The following is a 16,300-nucleotide window of genomic DNA, read 5'->3' on the forward strand; positions in this document are numbered from 1 at the left end:
CGGATGGCCGGCTATAAAGTGTTAATTGTGGAAGATGAGCAGCCGATGAGAGAGCTGATCGCTTCATTTTTAATAGAAGAAAATTATGACGTAATCCAGGCGGCAAACGGGGTTGAGGCGATGCAGCTTTTTAAGCGTGAGCAGCCGGATGTGATGGTGGTGGACATCATGATGCCATTTATGGACGGTTTTGAGCTGCTGGAGGAAGTCAGAAAGGTGTCTGATCTTCCATTTATATTTCTTTCAGCAAGAGGAGAAGAGCTTGATAAGGTGAAGGGGCTGCGCCTCGGAGCGGATGACTATATGGTGAAGCCGTTTCACTCGGGGGAGCTGATCGCACGCATTGAGACAGTCATCAGACGTGCAGGCGGGAAGCAGTCATCCCAAACCATTACCTCAGGAACATTGACGCTTGACCTTGACTATATGGAAGCAAAAAGCAGCGGCAGACTTGTCCCGCTGACGAGAAAAGAGTTCGATCTGCTGGTACTTCTGATCAAACATGAAAACCACACTGTGACGCGCTCAAGAATGATGGAGCTGATCTGGGGGCCTGATTATCCAGGATCTGAACGGACGGTGGATACGCATATGAAGACGATCAGAATGAAGCTGCCTGAAGAGAGTGAGCGGATTAAGACAGTACGCGGTGTCGGGTACAGGCTGGAGGCGCCACAGTGACATTCAGCAGAAAAATTCTACTGTTACTGATAGGAAGCATCGGGGTTACATTACTTGCCGCATTCATTTTTTTGCATTTTACCTACCGCGACCTTTATTTATCAACCGTCAGGGAGTCTGTTGAATCGCAGGGGCAGCGAACTGCGGCTCACTATCATTCGGGTGAGCTGACGGAGGAGATCATTGAAAAGATCCACTGGTATAACGTGGTGTCTGAATATGAAGTGCTTGTGGCAGATGATCTGGATGAGCTGAATCGTTTTTTTCCGTATGAAATTGATGGGGAGAGGCTTGTGGAGGAAACTGATCGTGAGGCACTGCTTGCCGGTCAGTCAATGATGAAGGAAGGGTATGTTGATCATTACGGGCGTCAGGTGATCGGCGGGGTATATCCGATTACGGACGGCGTTTCAACGGCAGGGTACGTCTATATTTTCGTACCGCTTGAAGGGCTTGCGCAGGTGTTTGGCAGCAGTATTCCTTTGTTAATCGGCGTAGGGATCTTATTTTTCATCATTCTGAGTCTGATGGTCGGCAGAATCCGTCAGTCACTTTTCAGACCGCTTGCTTCTATTGAATCCTTTTCGAAAAAAGTCTCAGCGGGGGAGTATGACAACCGGCTTGAGGTGAAGCAGATGGATGAGATCGGTCAGGTGTCTGCTGCGCTCAATCAGATGAGTGAGGCGCTGCAGCATCAGGAGGAGCGGCAGAAAGAGTTTCTTGCGGATATCATGCATGAAGTCAGAACGCCGCTGACTTACATTCAGGGCTACACGGAGCAGCTGAAAAAGTCTGATCGAAATAAAGATATGATTCTTTCAACGATTGAAAGTGAAGTCCAGCGCATGAATTCACTGTTATCTGACCTTGCGGAGCTGAGCCGCCTGCAGGAAGGGTATGCTGAATTCGACAGACAGCCGATCGTTGCGGCAGACCTTTTTTATGAGACCGTTCAATTGTTTTCTTTACCTGCAAAAGAGAAGTCACTCCGTTTTAATATTGAAGCGGACGAAGAGCTTGTCATGATACAGGATGCGAAAAGGCTGAAGCAGATTTTTTATAACCTTATTGAAAATGCGGTGAAGTATGCGCCGGCAGATTCAGTGATCATGCTTATTTTGCAAGAAGAAGATTATCAGATGCGATTTTCAGTGATCAATGACTCGACCCTTTCAGCTAAAGAAAAAGAGCGGATTGGAGAACGCTTTTACAGGGCGAACCGTGACCGGAACCGTCAGACGGGCGGCACGGGTCTTGGGCTTGCCATTGTAAAAGAGCTCGTCAGGCTGATGGGTGGCAGGTTTGAGATTGATCTGAAAACAGATGCATTTAAAGTAAAGATTAAAATGCCGAAAGAAGGACAGACAGAATGAAAAAATGGATCTTATTAATTGCAGCATCTTTATTGCTTACAGCTTGTGGAAGTGAACCTGATGGACCCCCTGTGAGCGGTTTTACTTATACCGATCAGCACGGTGAGGCGTTCAGCAGCAGTGAACTTGAAGGGAAGGTATGGATTGCAGACTTCATTTTCACCAATTGTGATACGGTCTGCCCGCCGATGACTTATAAAATGGCGGATGTTCAGTCTACACTGAAAGAGCGTGGACTTGATGCTGAGATTGTTTCATTCAGCGTGGACCCTGAAGTGGATACGCCTGACAAGCTTGCTGAGTTTTTAGCCCAGTTCACAGAGGATGACAGCAACTGGCATATGTTAACCGGCTATGAGCAGGAGGAAATAGAAACATTTGCCCGCGAAGAATTCCAGTCGCTGGTAAATAAACCGGAGGATGCAGACCAGGTGCTGCATGGCGTTACGTTTTACGTAATGGATCAGGAAGGCAGAATCTTCAGCGAGTACAACTTTACAGAAGAAAATGTCGTTGAAAAAATTACAGATGATGTAGACGCATTACAATAAACTTGTGAATAAAATGTGAAGGTTAGGACGACTTCACCTTCATTTCACATAAGGTGTTTATACTAGAGCTATTGTTGATGTAAAGGAGAAACTGTTATGAAAAAATGGATTGCCGGGTTAGCAGCAGTAATGATGCTCGCGGCCTGTTCATCAGAGGAAGAACAAACGTCTAATGAGGTTCCGCAGATGGTTGAGGTTGAGATCTCGGTACCGGAGGATGCTGTACCTGGGGAAGAAACAGTTTTACAGGCAGAAGTGACTCAGGGCGGGGAAGCGGTTGAAGATGCAAATGAAGTATTGTTTGAGATCTGGAATGACGCTGCCGGAACAGAGAGTGAGCGTGTAGAAGGTACGCATACTGAAAATGGCATCTACGAGGTTACTTATACATTTGAAGAAAGCGTCTATTCTGTTCAGGCTCACACGACTGCGCGTGATATGCACGTGATGCCGAAGACGCAGTTCCACGTTGGCGAACCGACTGACGAGCAGATTGCAGCAGCTGAAGAGAATGCTGAGAATCAGGAGAGCAGCCATATGGGTGGTGACGAGGAGCATGGTGAAGAAGCTTCTCATGATGAGGAAAGCCACGAAGAATCTGATGAACACGACGGACATTAAAAAATGCCGGGTATACAGCGATTGCTGCGTACCCGGCATTTTTATTATGACTGCTGCTGTTCCTTCTGTCTCAATTCAATCCGGCGAATCTTACCCGAAGTTGTTTTAGGCAGCTCAGTAATAAACTCGATTTGTCTCGGATATTTGTATGGTGCCGTCATTTCCTTCGTATGATTCTGAAGCTCTTTTACAAGTGTCTCGTCACCAGTTGCGTTATCGTCACGAAGAACAACATATGCTTTTACGATGCTTCCGCGGATCTCATCCGGTGCTGCAACCACTGCACATTCACGTACAGCAGGATGCTTCAACAGGGCATCTTCCACTTCAAATGGTCCGATTGTATAGCCTGAGCTGATGATAATGTCATCACTGCGGCCTTCAAACCAGAAGTAGCCATCTTCATCGCGTGAAGCCTGATCGCCAGTTAAATACCAGTCGCCTCTGTAAGCCGCCTGCGTGCGCTCATGATCGTTATAGTATTCAGTGAAAAGGGCAGGACAGTCTTTATGAACCGCAATATCCCCAACTTCACCAGTCTTAGTCGGCCGACCGTGCTCATCAATAATCTCAACGATATTTCCTGGTGTCGGCTTACCCATAGAGCCGGGTTTTACTTCCATTCCCTGAAGCGTTCCGACAAGCAGCGTATTTTCAGTCTGACCATAGCCGTCACGGACAATCACGTTAAAAGCGTTTTTAAAAGCTTCAATCACAGGACGGTTCAGCGGTTCACCTGCTGAAACAGCGCTTCGCAGTTCAGGCAGATTGTAAGATGCCAGGTTTTCAAGCTTTGCCATCAGACGATATTCAGTCGGTGTACAGCAAAGAACATTAATCTTTTCTTTTTCAAGGTATTCCATATAGGTTTCAGCGTTAAAGCCTCCGTGGTAGACGAATGCTGTAGCGCCAAGTGTAATGGTTGATAGGAATGGGCTCCAGATCCACTTCTGCCAGCCGGGTGCTGCAGTCGCCCAAACAAGATCGCCTTCCTGCACACCAAGCCACTCTTTTGCAGCGGTGCGAACGTGCGCGTAACCCCATGCATGTGTATGAATAACCCCTTTTGGATTACCCGTTGTACCTGATGTATATGGAAGAAAAGCTGTATCGTGGCGTGAAGTCGGCTCGCCGTCATAGTCAGTTGCCTGCTCACCGGCAAGTGATTCAAGTGACTCCCAGCCGCTTTCAGTGCCGCCAACGATGAATTTATTATGTAATGCCTGCAAATCTTCATCAATTGCGTTTACCTCTGAAGTTGTTTCATGAAATGCGATAACCCCTTTAGCATCTGAATGCTTCATCCGGTAGGCAAGATCCTTTTTGCGCAGCATCTCAGAGCATGGAATCGCAATGATGCCAGCCTTCAGACAAGCGAGGTAGCTCATATAAGCTTCCGGAATACGCGGTAAAATGATCAGTACTTTATCCCCTTTTGCAATTCCCTTACTTTTCAGTGCAAGTGCGAACTGATTCGTACGTTCTACAAGTTCCTTATAGGAAACATCGCGTCTGTTCTGCTTATCATCAAGCCATTTGATTGCGATTCTCTTGTCGTCTGATGCAAACTGATCCAGTTCTTTTGCAATGTTGTACTGCTCCGGTGCGATTAAATTTTCAGCATTCATACCCATTCCCCCGTTCAATATTCTCTGTTGTGTGTTGATTGAACGCTCGCTCAGCGCACGTTCTTACTTTGAATATTGTAAACGTTTACAAAAACATTCGTCAAGTTCGTTTTGGGAATTTTCAAACAAATGATATGTTGAATAAAATCAATCAGTGATGATTAAGTCTTTTAATATGCAATAGTCAAGGTGGAAAGTGACTATCATAAGTAAAATATAGTGGTACGGACCTCTTCTCCGTGTTAAGATGTTCTGGTAGATCTTAAAGAGAAGAAGGTGCAATCTTGAAAAAAGGTTTTATTATAGGAATGTTTTATTTGCTTGGATTACTGCTGCTGTCATTTGGAATCAGTACGATGATTGTTGCGGATCTTGGCGTTGGACCATGGGATGCATTGTACGTTGGATTATCAGAAACAATCGGATTTACGGTTGGGACATGGGTGTTTATACTTGGAATCATTTTGATTCTGTTAAATGGATATTTGATGAAAAAAATGCCGGACTTTCTGGCGATTATTACGATTTTCCTGATCGGTGTATTTATGGACTTCTGGCTGCTCGTTGCATTTGCCGGACTCGACTCACTTTCGATGCCGGTCAGATCAATGATGCTGGTTGCAGGCGTACTAATCATTGCGCTTGGCATTACATTCTATCTGCAGGCAAACTTTGCGAGAAATCCGATTGACAGCCTGATGATGGCGATTAAAATGCGTACAGGAAAAAGCCTGGCATTCTCAAAAACAATTATGGAAGTCAGCGTATTAGTCATCGCGTTCTTATTCGGCGGACCAATCGGGCTTGGTACAGTGATTGTGGCATTTGGTATCGGAACACTGATCCAGCTGTTCATCACGCCGGTTACAAATACACGCAAACGCCTGACAAACGAAACGGAAGTTGTGCTTTAATTGATTAAAAATAATTAAAGCAACTTTAAGTGCAGCGGAGCGTAAGGCGGCGACTCCAGCAGGAGAAGACGGACAGGTGAGACCCCGCAGACGCGAAGCGTCGAGGAGGCTCACCGCCGGCCCTGCGGAAAGCGTCCGCCTGAAGCGAAGCGGAACGGGTAAAGGATGAGACACTTTTGTCTCATTTTTTTTATGAAAATTAATTTCAGAATATTCAAATTTAAGTGTGCTGAAAATGATATAATAATTAGCAAAAGGAGGCGTATTTCCCATGAAAAAGTTAGGAATTTTTGCAGCGGCTTCTATTCTGTTATTTGTACTTTTTCCTAGTCAGGCAAAGGGAGTTGTATCGTTCGATGATGTGCAGATGGATCATCCTTTTGTATGGGAAGTGATTTACCTTTATGAACAGGGGATCATTGATGGGTATCCTGATGGGACGTTCAGGCCTGCTAACAATGTAACCCGGTCACAGGCGATGAAAATGATTGGTGAGGGAATCTACCTTTACGATGAGAAGCGTGCAACGCCGTTTAGCGATGTGCCTGCAAACGCCTATTATTCAGGATATGTGATGTCAGCTTATGAGCTCGGGATTATAAGCGGGTATGGTGATGGAACATTTAAGCCGCACAACCCGATTACAAGAGGGCAGGCAGCTTTGATTTTTGCCCGTGCATTTAAATGGGCTGAAGCGCCGAACTCAGATTTCAGTGATGTGCCAGCCAGTGGTGAGATGGGTCAGGCAATCGCAAAAATGAAAGAGCATGGTGTGACAATGGGCTATCCGGACGGCACTTTCAGACCGTATCAACCAATTACACGCGGTCAGTTCTCAGCATTTCTCGCCCGCGCAGTCGAGCCGTCTTTTGTTCCGCAATATGAGGCATTATTGAGTACAGCCAATGAGATCTTGGTTCATCTTCAAAATGAAGAATTTGGAGAGCTCGCAAATTATATGGGAAATGATCCATTGACATTTTGTCCTTATGCCGGGAATTGCATTGACCATGGAGGAGTGCAATTCACTACAGCTGAATTAAATCATTTTATGGACGATCCGGTCATTTATGATTGGGGAGACCAGGATGGGTCAGGCTTTCCGATTGAGCTGACACCGGCAGACTATTATGACGAGTGGCTGATGGATGCCGAATATGAAACCAAGTATCGATATGGTCGTTCAAAGCATGTTTCAACGCAGGAACTGATCCGGCAGAAATACCCGACTGGTAGAGTAGTTGAGTATTATTTCGAAGGAACAGAGGAATTTGATTATATGGACTGGCAGAGTCTAAACCTTGTATTTGAAAAGAATAGCGGCGGTGAGTGGGAGTTGATTGCAATTATCAACGACCGCTGGACTATTTAACGATAGACCGGTCTCTTCATTAGAGACCGGTTTTTCCATATAAATGTTATTGACTATCAGAAAGCTTGTCGTAAAATAAATATAAAGTACTATTTATGGGTCCTAGGATTGGGGTGAGGGTATGAAGCTTCAGAAACAGACATTCATCGTCATCGCAGGAAGTATGTTTTTATTCCTGTTATTGTTAACGACATTTATCAGACCGATGCTGTTATCCGATGCGTTATCTATGGATGAAGAAAGTATGGTTAGAGATTTGGACAGAGTCCATAATACAATTCAAATGGAAAAGGAGCTTCTTACCCGTCTGAATCAAGACTGGGCACAATGGGATGATATGTACGAATTCGCCACTGGAGAGCAGTCCGGTTTTATCGCTTCGAATATAGATGAGAATACATTTATGAATAATCGAATATGGCGAATGATGATTGTAAGCGATGAAGACGACATTCTGCTGGACCGGAGCTACGGATTAAGAGAAGAAGCAGCGCTCCTCACTGAACAGTTATATCAACTGACCCCCTCACTTAATAATTATTTTATAGGCGCAAATGATTCATTTTTTACTGTCTCAGTTCAGCGCATATTGCCGACTTCAGGTATTGGACCCGATGCAGGGAAGGTGATTCTTGCAAGAAATATCAGTGAGAATTACATTAAGCGACTGGGATACGATCTATCGCTGGATATGACTGCATCGGTAAGCACGGGAGAAATACCTAGTCGAAGCAGGTCGATCAGAAGTGTCAGCGAGCAGAGAATGGAAGGACAAATGGTGTTCCGGAGCTCTAATGGAGATAGTTATTTGACACTGACTGTGGATAAACCCCGCAGCTACTACCTGACTAAAAGAGACGTGATTACAAATTTTGTGGGTTATTTATTAGCTTTATTGTCAATTATTGCAATTGTTTTATATATTATGCTGAATCGCATCATGATATCAAGGGTTACAGGGTTATCCAGGCAATTGAATCAGATCCGTCAGTCAAAAGATTTCACGTCAAGAGTAGAGTGGCAATTGCATAACAATGATGAAATTCATAACCTGGGGCACTCAATTAATGGAGTACTTGCTTCTGCTGAATACGCGCACGAAGAAATGGCCCAGATGGCTACCCGTGACCAATTAACCGGCTTGCTGAATCGTTATGGTGTCATTGAAGCATTTCAGGCACTGACAGAACAAACGGAGGTAAATATTGCTTTTATGTTTTTTGACCTGGATGGATTCAAAAGAATCAATGATTCCCTGGGTCATAAAATGGGAGATATGCTATTAAGAAAAGTAGCTGACCGCTTAAGTGAGTTTGTAGATCATGACAAAGAAATCATTGCAAGAATGGGCGGGGACGAGTTTTTAATGCTCCTTTACAATCATGATGAAGAGCAGCTGAAACAGCGCGCTGAGTACATGGTTGGGAAATTGAAGCAGACTTATGAACTGAATGATATGAAGACTTTTATTACATCCAGTGTAGGTATTGCCAATTATTCTGCTGATGGGCAGACATTCGATGAAGTGCTTCAGGCAGCAGATATCGCCATGTATGAAGCCAAACGGAAAGGGAAAAATCAGATTGTATATTATCACAGTCTTGCAGAAGACCTAGAGTACAAAAATACATTGATGCTTGAAAATGATTTAAAATTTGCGCTGAAGAACGGTGAACTGTATTTGGACTATCAGCCTGTCTACACTGCCTCAAAAGATCGAATGATTGGGGTTGAGGCACTGATCAGGTGGGATCATCCGATTAAAGGGAGAATACCACCAAATGTCTTCATTCCAATCGCTGAAAATGGGAGTTTTATCAGCGACATTGGTGAGTGGGTGCTCGAAGAAAGTATCAGACAGGCCGTCGCATGGCGTGAAAACGGTCTTGGTCAGATTGGTGTTGCTGTAAATGTTTCAAAAATGCAGATGAGAAATAAAAATCGTTTTCTTGAAAAATTAGATGCGTTACTCGAACAATACCAATTCCCGCCGGAACAGTTACAGATTGAAATAACTGAAAGTGATATATTCTTTTTCGATGGTGAAATTATTGAATTTGCTAAAGAACTAAGGAATAAACATGTCAGAGTAGCTTTAGATGATTTCGGGGTAGGAACATCAACATTGTTCAACCTGAAAAATATGCCGGTCAACGTTGTTAAAATTGATCGTTCATTCGTTCAGCATGTCCCATCAGAAGAGTTTGACACAAAGCTCCTCAAAGGTCTTTATCAATTACTGGATGGAATAGGGATGCATGTCATTACAGAGGGTGTTGAAACGGCTGAGCAGGCCGAATTCATTAGAAAAAACAGTTCTTCAAACATTCAGGGATTTTATTTCAGTAAGCCGCTGAAGCCGGAACAAGTTGCGCTGTTACTCGCGCAGGAAGCAGCTTACAGTCAGGTTGCTGCTGATTCTAGTAAATAAATAAAACAAGAGCAGAGCCATCAGGCCCTGCTCTTGTTTTATACCTCGCGTCGCATTGCTTTTAACACATCAATTTCAGTCGCCCGCTTCGCCGGTCTTAAGCCGGATAGCATCGTGACACCGAGACAGATTACAACTGCAATCAGTACCAGGCTGAATGGAATGGATGAAAACTGCAATCCTGCCGGCAGCTCTTCACCGAAAGCAGCTTCTAAAATCATTGGCAGTGCAAAGTTCACGGCAATACTGATTACGTAAGAAACAGCAATTCCTATTACAGCCCCGACCAGTCCGATATACGTACTTTCAAGCAGGAAGATCCGCTTGATTACTTTAGGACTTGCCCCGATTGCCTTCATAATACCAATGTCAGGTGCGCGTTCAGTCACAGCCATCGTCATGGTATTGAAAATTCCGATTGACGCAATCAAAATCGCAATCGTTCCGATAAAAATCAGTCCTGCTTTGGCAATGTTAAACAGGGTATTAATCTGTCCCATTTCACTCACAATCGAATACACATAGTATCCGTCTTCTTCAAGAGATGTCATCACACTTTTAACCGCTTCAAGATCATCTGCATAGACAGTGGCATTGTCGTAGCCATTGTCTTTTTCAGCATTAGCCGGATCCGCAAGCATCGCTTTGGATGTACCGGTAACCGCTTCAATCTCAGCAAGCTTTTCATCAGTAATATAAACGTTCTGATCCCATGCCCACTCGCGACCTGGCTTTTCGAGCACGCCTGTTACTGTGACAGGAACGGTTTCAGTAATTTCTTCTCCATCTTCCATTCTTTTAAACTCAAGATCGAAAGTCTGACCGATGATGTCATTTGAAAAGCGATACTCCGGTAAAAGGTTACCGTCTTCGTCATATTCAACTTTTTCCGGATCAACGTCATCCTTCATGAGGTTCAGCACAAAATGATAACCAACAGCTACTTCATCCTTCGCTTCTGGAATTGTACCTTCGCTTAATTCAATACCGGCATTTTCCATCGAAGGAAAATGACTTTGCATAGTTTGCGTGGAGATTTCATAACCCTCAGTCAAATACCGTGTTTCCTGCATTATATTTTTTGCGCGTGTCACAGCATTCACGCCCTCAAGCGCTTCGATCGTTGAAATGTTGTCATCAGTCAGGCTCTCAACATTTCCATTCCCCGTATCTTTCCCTGCCACTTCAATCTGTGTCACTTCAGGAGATTCAATCGTATCTTTAATGACCGTATTATGAAGTCCAAATGCAACAGAAGCAAGCACAATCAGAAATGCCACACTCATCGCAGAGGCAAGAATCGTCATAAATACCCGCATTCTGTTTTTCTTCATATTCTGTCTGATAAAACGGAACTGATCTTTTAACTTCATACCAACACCCCGCTTCTGACAAGCTCACCATCAGCAATTTCAATCGTCCGGTCACCGATTTTAGCGACTTCATCATCATGTGTGATGATGACAAATGTGATCCCGCGCTCTTTATTCAGTTTTTTAATAAATGCCAGCAGGTCTGCTTCCGTTTCACTATCAAGACTGCCTGTCGGCTCATCAGCTAAAATCAGCGGCGGCTCAAGAATCAGTGCTCTGGCAATACTGACGCGCTGCTGCTGACCGCCTGAGAGTTCACTTGGATAATGATCCTTAAAGTTTTCCAGACCAACCGTCTTCAGCATATCAAGCGTCATCTGCTTTCTCGCCTGCTCAGACATTCCTTTTAAGATAAGCGGCAGCTCAACATTCTCGTAGGCCGTCATACTCGGAATCAGCTGAAAGCTCTGAAAAATAAAGCCCATATTTTTTAATCTGAAATCAGCAAATTCCTCTTCAGTAAACTCACTGACCTTTTCATCCAGAATGATAATTTCACCTTCAGAAGGGTGGATAAACCCGCTAATCAGATTCAGCAAAGTGGATTTTCCGGATCCGCTGCGGCCGATAATTGATACAATTTCTCCTTCATTTACGTGAAAGGAAATATTCTTCAACACATCAAGACGGGACTGCTGACCCTTTTTACCCAGCAGAAACTGATGGCTTACCTGGTTAATTTCAATCATACTAACACTCCTTTTTCTCATTTTTGGCAAAAAGAAAGAAGGGACCCTGAAAACAGATCCCTTTCATTCAATTAGTCGAACTGGCTTGTGATAAATTCCGGGGCTTCCGACTCGTTTAAACCAAGGAAGCTGTAGCCGTCATTTACACGATAAAATATTGTATAATCCCCATAGCTGTTGGAATCACCAAGATCAAATAATTCCTCGATCTGCTCTTGATCCGTGATTGTAATCGTTGGTACATTCAAGTCATCCGGTGAAAGCCTGTTCTCATAAACAATGGTATCCACTTCCCGGAAAAATTCATTTCCTTCGGATTTGGCAACTGTTACTTCTTCAATGTTCTCAGGTAGAAATAGTGCATCGCCGTAGCCGTTCTCATTCATCCACTCAATCGTATTCTCATGGTTTTTTGTAATTCCTGCATGATAATCATAAGGCAGATTCATCGAGAACTGCACTTCACCCGCTGACTGTGGACTCCAATCCAGCGCCAGTTCCTCAGAAGGTAGAACCTCAAGGTCATCTTTCATGGCAGCGATCAGTTCCTGCATTTCTTCTTCGTCGGCAATTCTGATCGGTTCACCGTTTTGATTCGAATAGAGCATAATATAATTCAGCTGATCACTTGCTGAAGCTAAGTAGACTGGGTCGTATGCTTCCTTAAATGTCTGTGTGCTTCTTAATTCCAATGTGACTTCTTTTAAGAAATCATAATCGACATCATATTCTCTTGATAATGTACTGCCATCTTCAAGCGTATAGTTAATTGATACTGTACTCCAGTTACCTGCAAGCCTGTTATATGTGTGATCAATGAGCTGGTCGTGAATCGCAGTGACCATCTCGATTGCTTCAGGATTGGTTAGTGAAGGCGTTTCTGTTCCTTCTTCATAATAAGAGAAGTTATTCCGTGAATTTGGACTTGTGATCTCAACCGATTCTACTGCGCCAGCATCAGGTACCTTATTTTCATAAAAGCCTGCCACCAGATTCACTGGAATAATCAGTAGTGTAACCACAACCGCGTATACAACAAATCCTTTCCATGGCCACGTCAGACGCAGTGTTTTCTGAAGGATCATCTGTAAAATGGTGTAGGCAATAAATGCACCAAGCATGTAACCGACAATCGTCCAAATAAAGCTGCCCTGCTGGATTTCTGTAAAGTAAAAGCCTGAGATCAGCATGACAAAAAGTGTTAGACTATACAAGAAAACATAGCGGAAAAACGGAAATACAATCGTCTGATCAGTCGCCTCTGAAGGGCGCTTCGCATAAGCAAAATATGAGAAAGCGATAAGCGCAGCAGCAATCAGCGTGTAGACCAGATATTCAAGCAGGCTGAACGGCGTCTGCGTTAATTCAATCAGTCTGCCAAAGAAAATACCGTTTGTCAGCAGCATTTCCGTATAAGTTGTCAGCGCCAGACCCTGTACGTAATACTGCAGATTCGTCAGTGCCAAAAGAATAATCAGCGCCGGTACAATAATTACTGTATACGTCAACGCTCCGTGAAGCAGTGCATTTCCAACAAAAACCCCAACCGCAACTGTCAAAATAAACATAAACAGCATAATCAGATAAGAGAGCCCGATCCATTTGAAAATATCAGGGATCGTATAGAACTGATCCGTCAGGAAAGGGTACAGTACAGCCGTCAGAATTCCTGTAATCACAAGTGGAACAAACAACGTAATAGCACCAGTGATGTAGACATTTGTTAAGATCGTTCCTCTTTTGAAAGGAAGGCTGTGAAAGAAATCCGTTGCCGATTTATTCGTCATAAAGTTCAGCAGAATAATACCGATCAGTACTGGAAATGAACAGAATGCCATTAGCTGAAAAGGAATTGAGAATTCAAACAGCGGATTTAAAATCCCATCATAATTTGCGTATCCACCGAAAAACTGATCATTACGCAACGTCATCTCGCGGATAAACATACTGAGCGGCAGCATAATCACAAGCGCAAGTGATAAAAATACGCCGATCCACGTAACAGCTCTCAGCTGCTGTCTGAACAGTCCCTTATTCCACAATAAGATTCCGGATCTCATAGCCAACACCTCCCAGCTCATAAATAAAGATTTCTTCAAGTGTCAACGGCAGTAAATCAAAAATCGCCGGATGAAAGCTTTCTACATAAGGAAGAATCTCTTCCTCACGACCTTTTACAATAACCAGTAGCACACTGCCGCGCTTTTCATAATGCAATACATCAAGTCCGCTCAGGAATGCTTCTTTTTCAGGCAGCTGTTTAAATGCGATCTGCAGCTTATGAATATCTGTCTTCAATTCATCCAGATCCCGTTCAAATAACAGTCCGCCATTATGCATAATCCCGACGTAATCACAAAAGTCTTCCATCTCACGCAGGTTATGTGAAGATACAATCAGCGTCAGTCCGCGGTCCGCCACATCCTGCAAAATGGCATTCTTCATCTGCTGGCGCACCACCGGATCCAGTCCGTCAAACGGCTCATCCAAAATCAGTACATCCGGCATCGCAGAGAGCGTAAGGATAAAGGAAGCCTGGCGCTGCATCCCTTTAGACATCCTTGTCAGTTTCTTATCCGGATTCATTCTGAAATGCTTCGTCAGCTGCTGAAACCGCTTTTCATTCCAGCGCACATACACTTCTTTATAAAAACCCGCCATATCATTCAGGGAAGTTTGATGCAAAAAGTGCGGCTGATCCGGGATAAACAGTACGTGCTGCTTTGTCTCTGGTGTTTCAAACACTGTTTTATCAGCAATTTTTACTTCACCGCTGTCATATTTGTAAATTCCTGCAAGCATTTTAAGGAGGGTTGTTTTACCGGCACCATTTGATCCGAGCAGCCCATAAATGGATCCCTTTTTAACATGGAGTGTGAGATTCTCAACAGCCTGCAGATTATCAAACCGTTTATTAACTGCGGTTGCCTGAATCATTTTTCACCCTCCCGTTCTGCTACTTCAATTTTTTGAATCAGATGAATGAGATCCTCTTTAGATCCGCCCAAAAATAAAAACTCACTCACAATTTTTTCTAAGTCCTGTCTCAACATCTCCAATCTCTCCTCATTCCCATCATTGTGTAACGGTGCCACAAAACTGCCTTTTCCAGGAACGGAATAAATGAATCCCTCGCGCTCAAGCTCACGATACGCTTTCTGTATCGTATTCGGATTAATCGTCAATTCCTGTGCCAGACTCCTGACAGAAGGTAACTGCTCATCCTGCTGCAGCAAATCCCGGATCATCAGCGTCTTCAGCTGATCCATCAGCTGCTCATAAATCGGCACCCGGCTGCGCGTATCCAACGTAAACATCCGCACCCTCCTCCAAATATTAGTGTATTATCTGTACTATTAATTGTAATACGGTTGATACGGTTGGTCAATATGGTTTTGGAAAAATTTTTTAGCCCTTGATGCAGTTGGGTAACTGGGGGTTGGTTCAGGAGATTACATGGGGTGTTCAGAAGATTACATGGGGTGTTCAGAAGATTACGTGTGAGGTTCATGAAAATACCCATAGTGTTCCGGAGATTTTCGTGATCGTTCAGAAGATTATTATGGTGGTCCATGAGATAGGGTACATATGCCCAGGTGTAAACACCAAAAAACGCGAGGCTTAATCCTCGCGGTGGGAAACTCTCAACTTGTAAACTCTTTTGCTGGTCTTATACATTGGAACCAAATCTGCTTTGTGTAAAAGGTATCTCACAGTATCAGCGTTGCATCCTTTTAGCAAATTACGAGCCTGACGGTTGGAGATTGTTGGAGAAATAAACGTCAGATATACATAAAGGCTGTCTAAATAACTTTCATCGCATGGTTCGCCGCACAAATTGCATCTGAAGCGCTGCGAAATCCATTCTGCTGAAAGTTGTTCACATGCATGACACCAGACGCCTGATTTTAGAGAGTCGGAACAGAGGTTATATTTCTTTCTCACATCATAAATTTTTTCAGTTACCTCATAACTAATAATGTAGTTTGCGATGTTATTCAACTCTGCATTTTCATACAATCTATCACAATTAGTCTCTATTAATTCTCTTAGTTTCATTGTAAAACGTTCAGCTCTGAATAAATTCTTGGGGAGGAGAGTAGTAGTTCCGACTGCTTCTAAATGAGCGCTGGAGTGTGTGAAAGGAATAAGGGAGTAAACGGGAAGGTCGACTTTGATTTTCTTGAACAGAGACAAAAGTCCGGCCTGGTGACGTTCTGCCTGAACTGATGGATGCACCCAAGTCGATAAAGAGTTATCACTTTCATTTCGGAACATATGTCCATTTTCATAATCTAACTTAATATGTCCTTTGAGGTGTTTTGTTTCAATTGTGAGGGCAAAAAATGGAGTGATAACAAGATGATCAAGCTGAATGGTTTCGCCTTCGTAAGGAAGAGTTAAGTTTAATGCGATGAGAAATTCGGGGGATGAAAACTGCTGAAGAAACTGGTCAATCCTTTGTTCACCATATTCACCGGCTCTGATCATTGAAGCATCTTTTAAAATGTCGTGTTTGGAGGGGTGATAGTCAGGTAGGTGTCTGGCAAGTAGTTCATATGCGTGGGCACGGATAGAGGGTTTTCTAGAGTGGGAAATCAATTTAAATTTACCTCCAATTCTTTTTGATTATACATATTATACATTTTTATGATAGAGAAACATCA

Annotated in this window: 14 protein-coding genes; 7 read left to right on the forward strand and 7 right to left on the reverse strand. The window is 43.6% G+C overall.

Features of this window, described 5'->3' with window-relative positions; genetic code table 11:
- Positions 1-3 precede the first annotated feature (3 nt).
- From ACH6CZ_RS12355 to ACH6CZ_RS12370, 4 genes are all read left to right on the forward strand, one after another.
- Complete coding sequence (locus ACH6CZ_RS12355) at positions 4-681, forward strand: response regulator transcription factor (protein WP_374097756.1); 678 nt, start codon at positions 4-6, stop codon at positions 679-681.
- Complete coding sequence (locus tag ACH6CZ_RS12360) at positions 678-2,054, forward strand: sensor histidine kinase (protein WP_374097757.1); 1,377 nt, start codon at positions 678-680, stop codon at positions 2,052-2,054. Before ACH6CZ_RS12355 ends, ACH6CZ_RS12360 begins: the two co-directional genes overlap by 4 nt.
- A complete protein-coding gene (locus tag ACH6CZ_RS12365) occupies positions 2,051-2,605 on the forward strand; it encodes an SCO family protein (RefSeq protein WP_374097758.1) in 555 nt (184 codons plus the stop codon). Before ACH6CZ_RS12360 ends, ACH6CZ_RS12365 begins: the two co-directional genes overlap by 4 nt.
- 96 nt (positions 2,606-2,701) lie before the next feature.
- A complete protein-coding gene (locus tag ACH6CZ_RS12370; protein WP_374097759.1) occupies positions 2,702-3,226 on the forward strand; it encodes a FixH family protein in 525 nt (174 codons plus the stop codon).
- Positions 3,227-3,270: 44 nt separating this feature from the next.
- Here ACH6CZ_RS12370 and mbcS read toward each other — a convergent pair whose 3' ends face one another.
- Positions 3,271-4,854, reverse strand: a complete 1,584-nt coding sequence (mbcS, locus tag ACH6CZ_RS12375; RefSeq protein ID WP_374097760.1) for an acyl-CoA synthetase MbcS — start codon at positions 4,852-4,854, stop codon at positions 3,271-3,273.
- Positions 4,855-5,138: 284 nt separating this feature from the next.
- On the opposite strand from mbcS, the gene ACH6CZ_RS12380 reads away from it, so the two are divergent.
- From ACH6CZ_RS12380 to ACH6CZ_RS12390, 3 genes are all read left to right on the forward strand, one after another.
- Positions 5,139-5,768 carry a YczE/YyaS/YitT family protein gene (locus tag ACH6CZ_RS12380; protein WP_374097761.1) on the forward strand — a complete coding sequence of 210 codons (630 nt, stop codon included), beginning with the start codon at positions 5,139-5,141 and terminating at the stop codon, positions 5,766-5,768.
- A gap of 271 nt (positions 5,769-6,039) precedes the next feature.
- On the forward strand, positions 6,040-7,140 hold the full coding sequence (locus ACH6CZ_RS12385) for an S-layer homology domain-containing protein (RefSeq protein ID WP_374097762.1): 1,101 nt from the start codon (positions 6,040-6,042) through the stop codon (positions 7,138-7,140).
- A 121-nt stretch (positions 7,141-7,261) separates the two neighbouring features.
- On the forward strand, positions 7,262-9,571 hold the full coding sequence (locus tag ACH6CZ_RS12390) for a bifunctional diguanylate cyclase/phosphodiesterase (RefSeq protein WP_374097763.1): 2,310 nt from the start codon (positions 7,262-7,264) through the stop codon (positions 9,569-9,571).
- A 38-nt stretch (positions 9,572-9,609) separates the two neighbouring features.
- Here ACH6CZ_RS12390 and ACH6CZ_RS12395 read toward each other — a convergent pair whose 3' ends face one another.
- From ACH6CZ_RS12395 to ACH6CZ_RS12420, 6 genes are all read right to left on the reverse strand, one after another.
- Positions 9,610-10,944: an ABC transporter permease gene (locus ACH6CZ_RS12395; RefSeq protein ID WP_374097764.1), complete on the reverse strand. Its 1,335-nt coding sequence runs from the start codon at positions 10,942-10,944 to the stop codon at positions 9,610-9,612.
- Positions 10,941-11,633, reverse strand: a complete 693-nt coding sequence (locus tag ACH6CZ_RS12400) for an ABC transporter ATP-binding protein (protein ID WP_374097765.1) — start codon at positions 11,631-11,633, stop codon at positions 10,941-10,943. Before ACH6CZ_RS12400 ends, ACH6CZ_RS12395 begins: the two co-directional genes overlap by 4 nt.
- Before the next feature lie 71 nt (positions 11,634-11,704).
- The gene (locus ACH6CZ_RS12405) at positions 11,705-13,693 is read right to left on the reverse strand and encodes a hypothetical protein (protein WP_374097766.1); all 1,989 of its coding nucleotides are present in this window, start codon (positions 13,691-13,693) and stop codon (positions 11,705-11,707) included.
- Positions 13,665-14,570, reverse strand: a complete 906-nt coding sequence (locus tag ACH6CZ_RS12410) for an ABC transporter ATP-binding protein (RefSeq protein ID WP_374097767.1) — start codon at positions 14,568-14,570, stop codon at positions 13,665-13,667. Before ACH6CZ_RS12410 ends, ACH6CZ_RS12405 begins: the two co-directional genes overlap by 29 nt.
- Positions 14,567-14,950, reverse strand: coding sequence for a GntR family transcriptional regulator (locus ACH6CZ_RS12415; protein ID WP_374097768.1), 384 nt, complete (start codon positions 14,948-14,950; stop codon positions 14,567-14,569). The genes ACH6CZ_RS12410 and ACH6CZ_RS12415 overlap by 4 nt, the downstream gene beginning before the upstream one ends.
- Positions 14,951-15,254: 304 nt before the next feature.
- A complete protein-coding gene (locus tag ACH6CZ_RS12420; protein ID WP_374097769.1) occupies positions 15,255-16,235 on the reverse strand; it encodes a nuclease-related domain-containing protein in 981 nt (326 codons plus the stop codon).
- Between the last annotated feature and the right edge of the window lie 65 nt (positions 16,236-16,300).

The sequence above is a fragment of the Jeotgalibacillus sp. JSM ZJ347 genome (assembly GCF_044383825.1).
Classification (GTDB): domain Bacteria; phylum Bacillota; class Bacilli; order Bacillales; family Jeotgalibacillaceae; genus Jeotgalibacillus.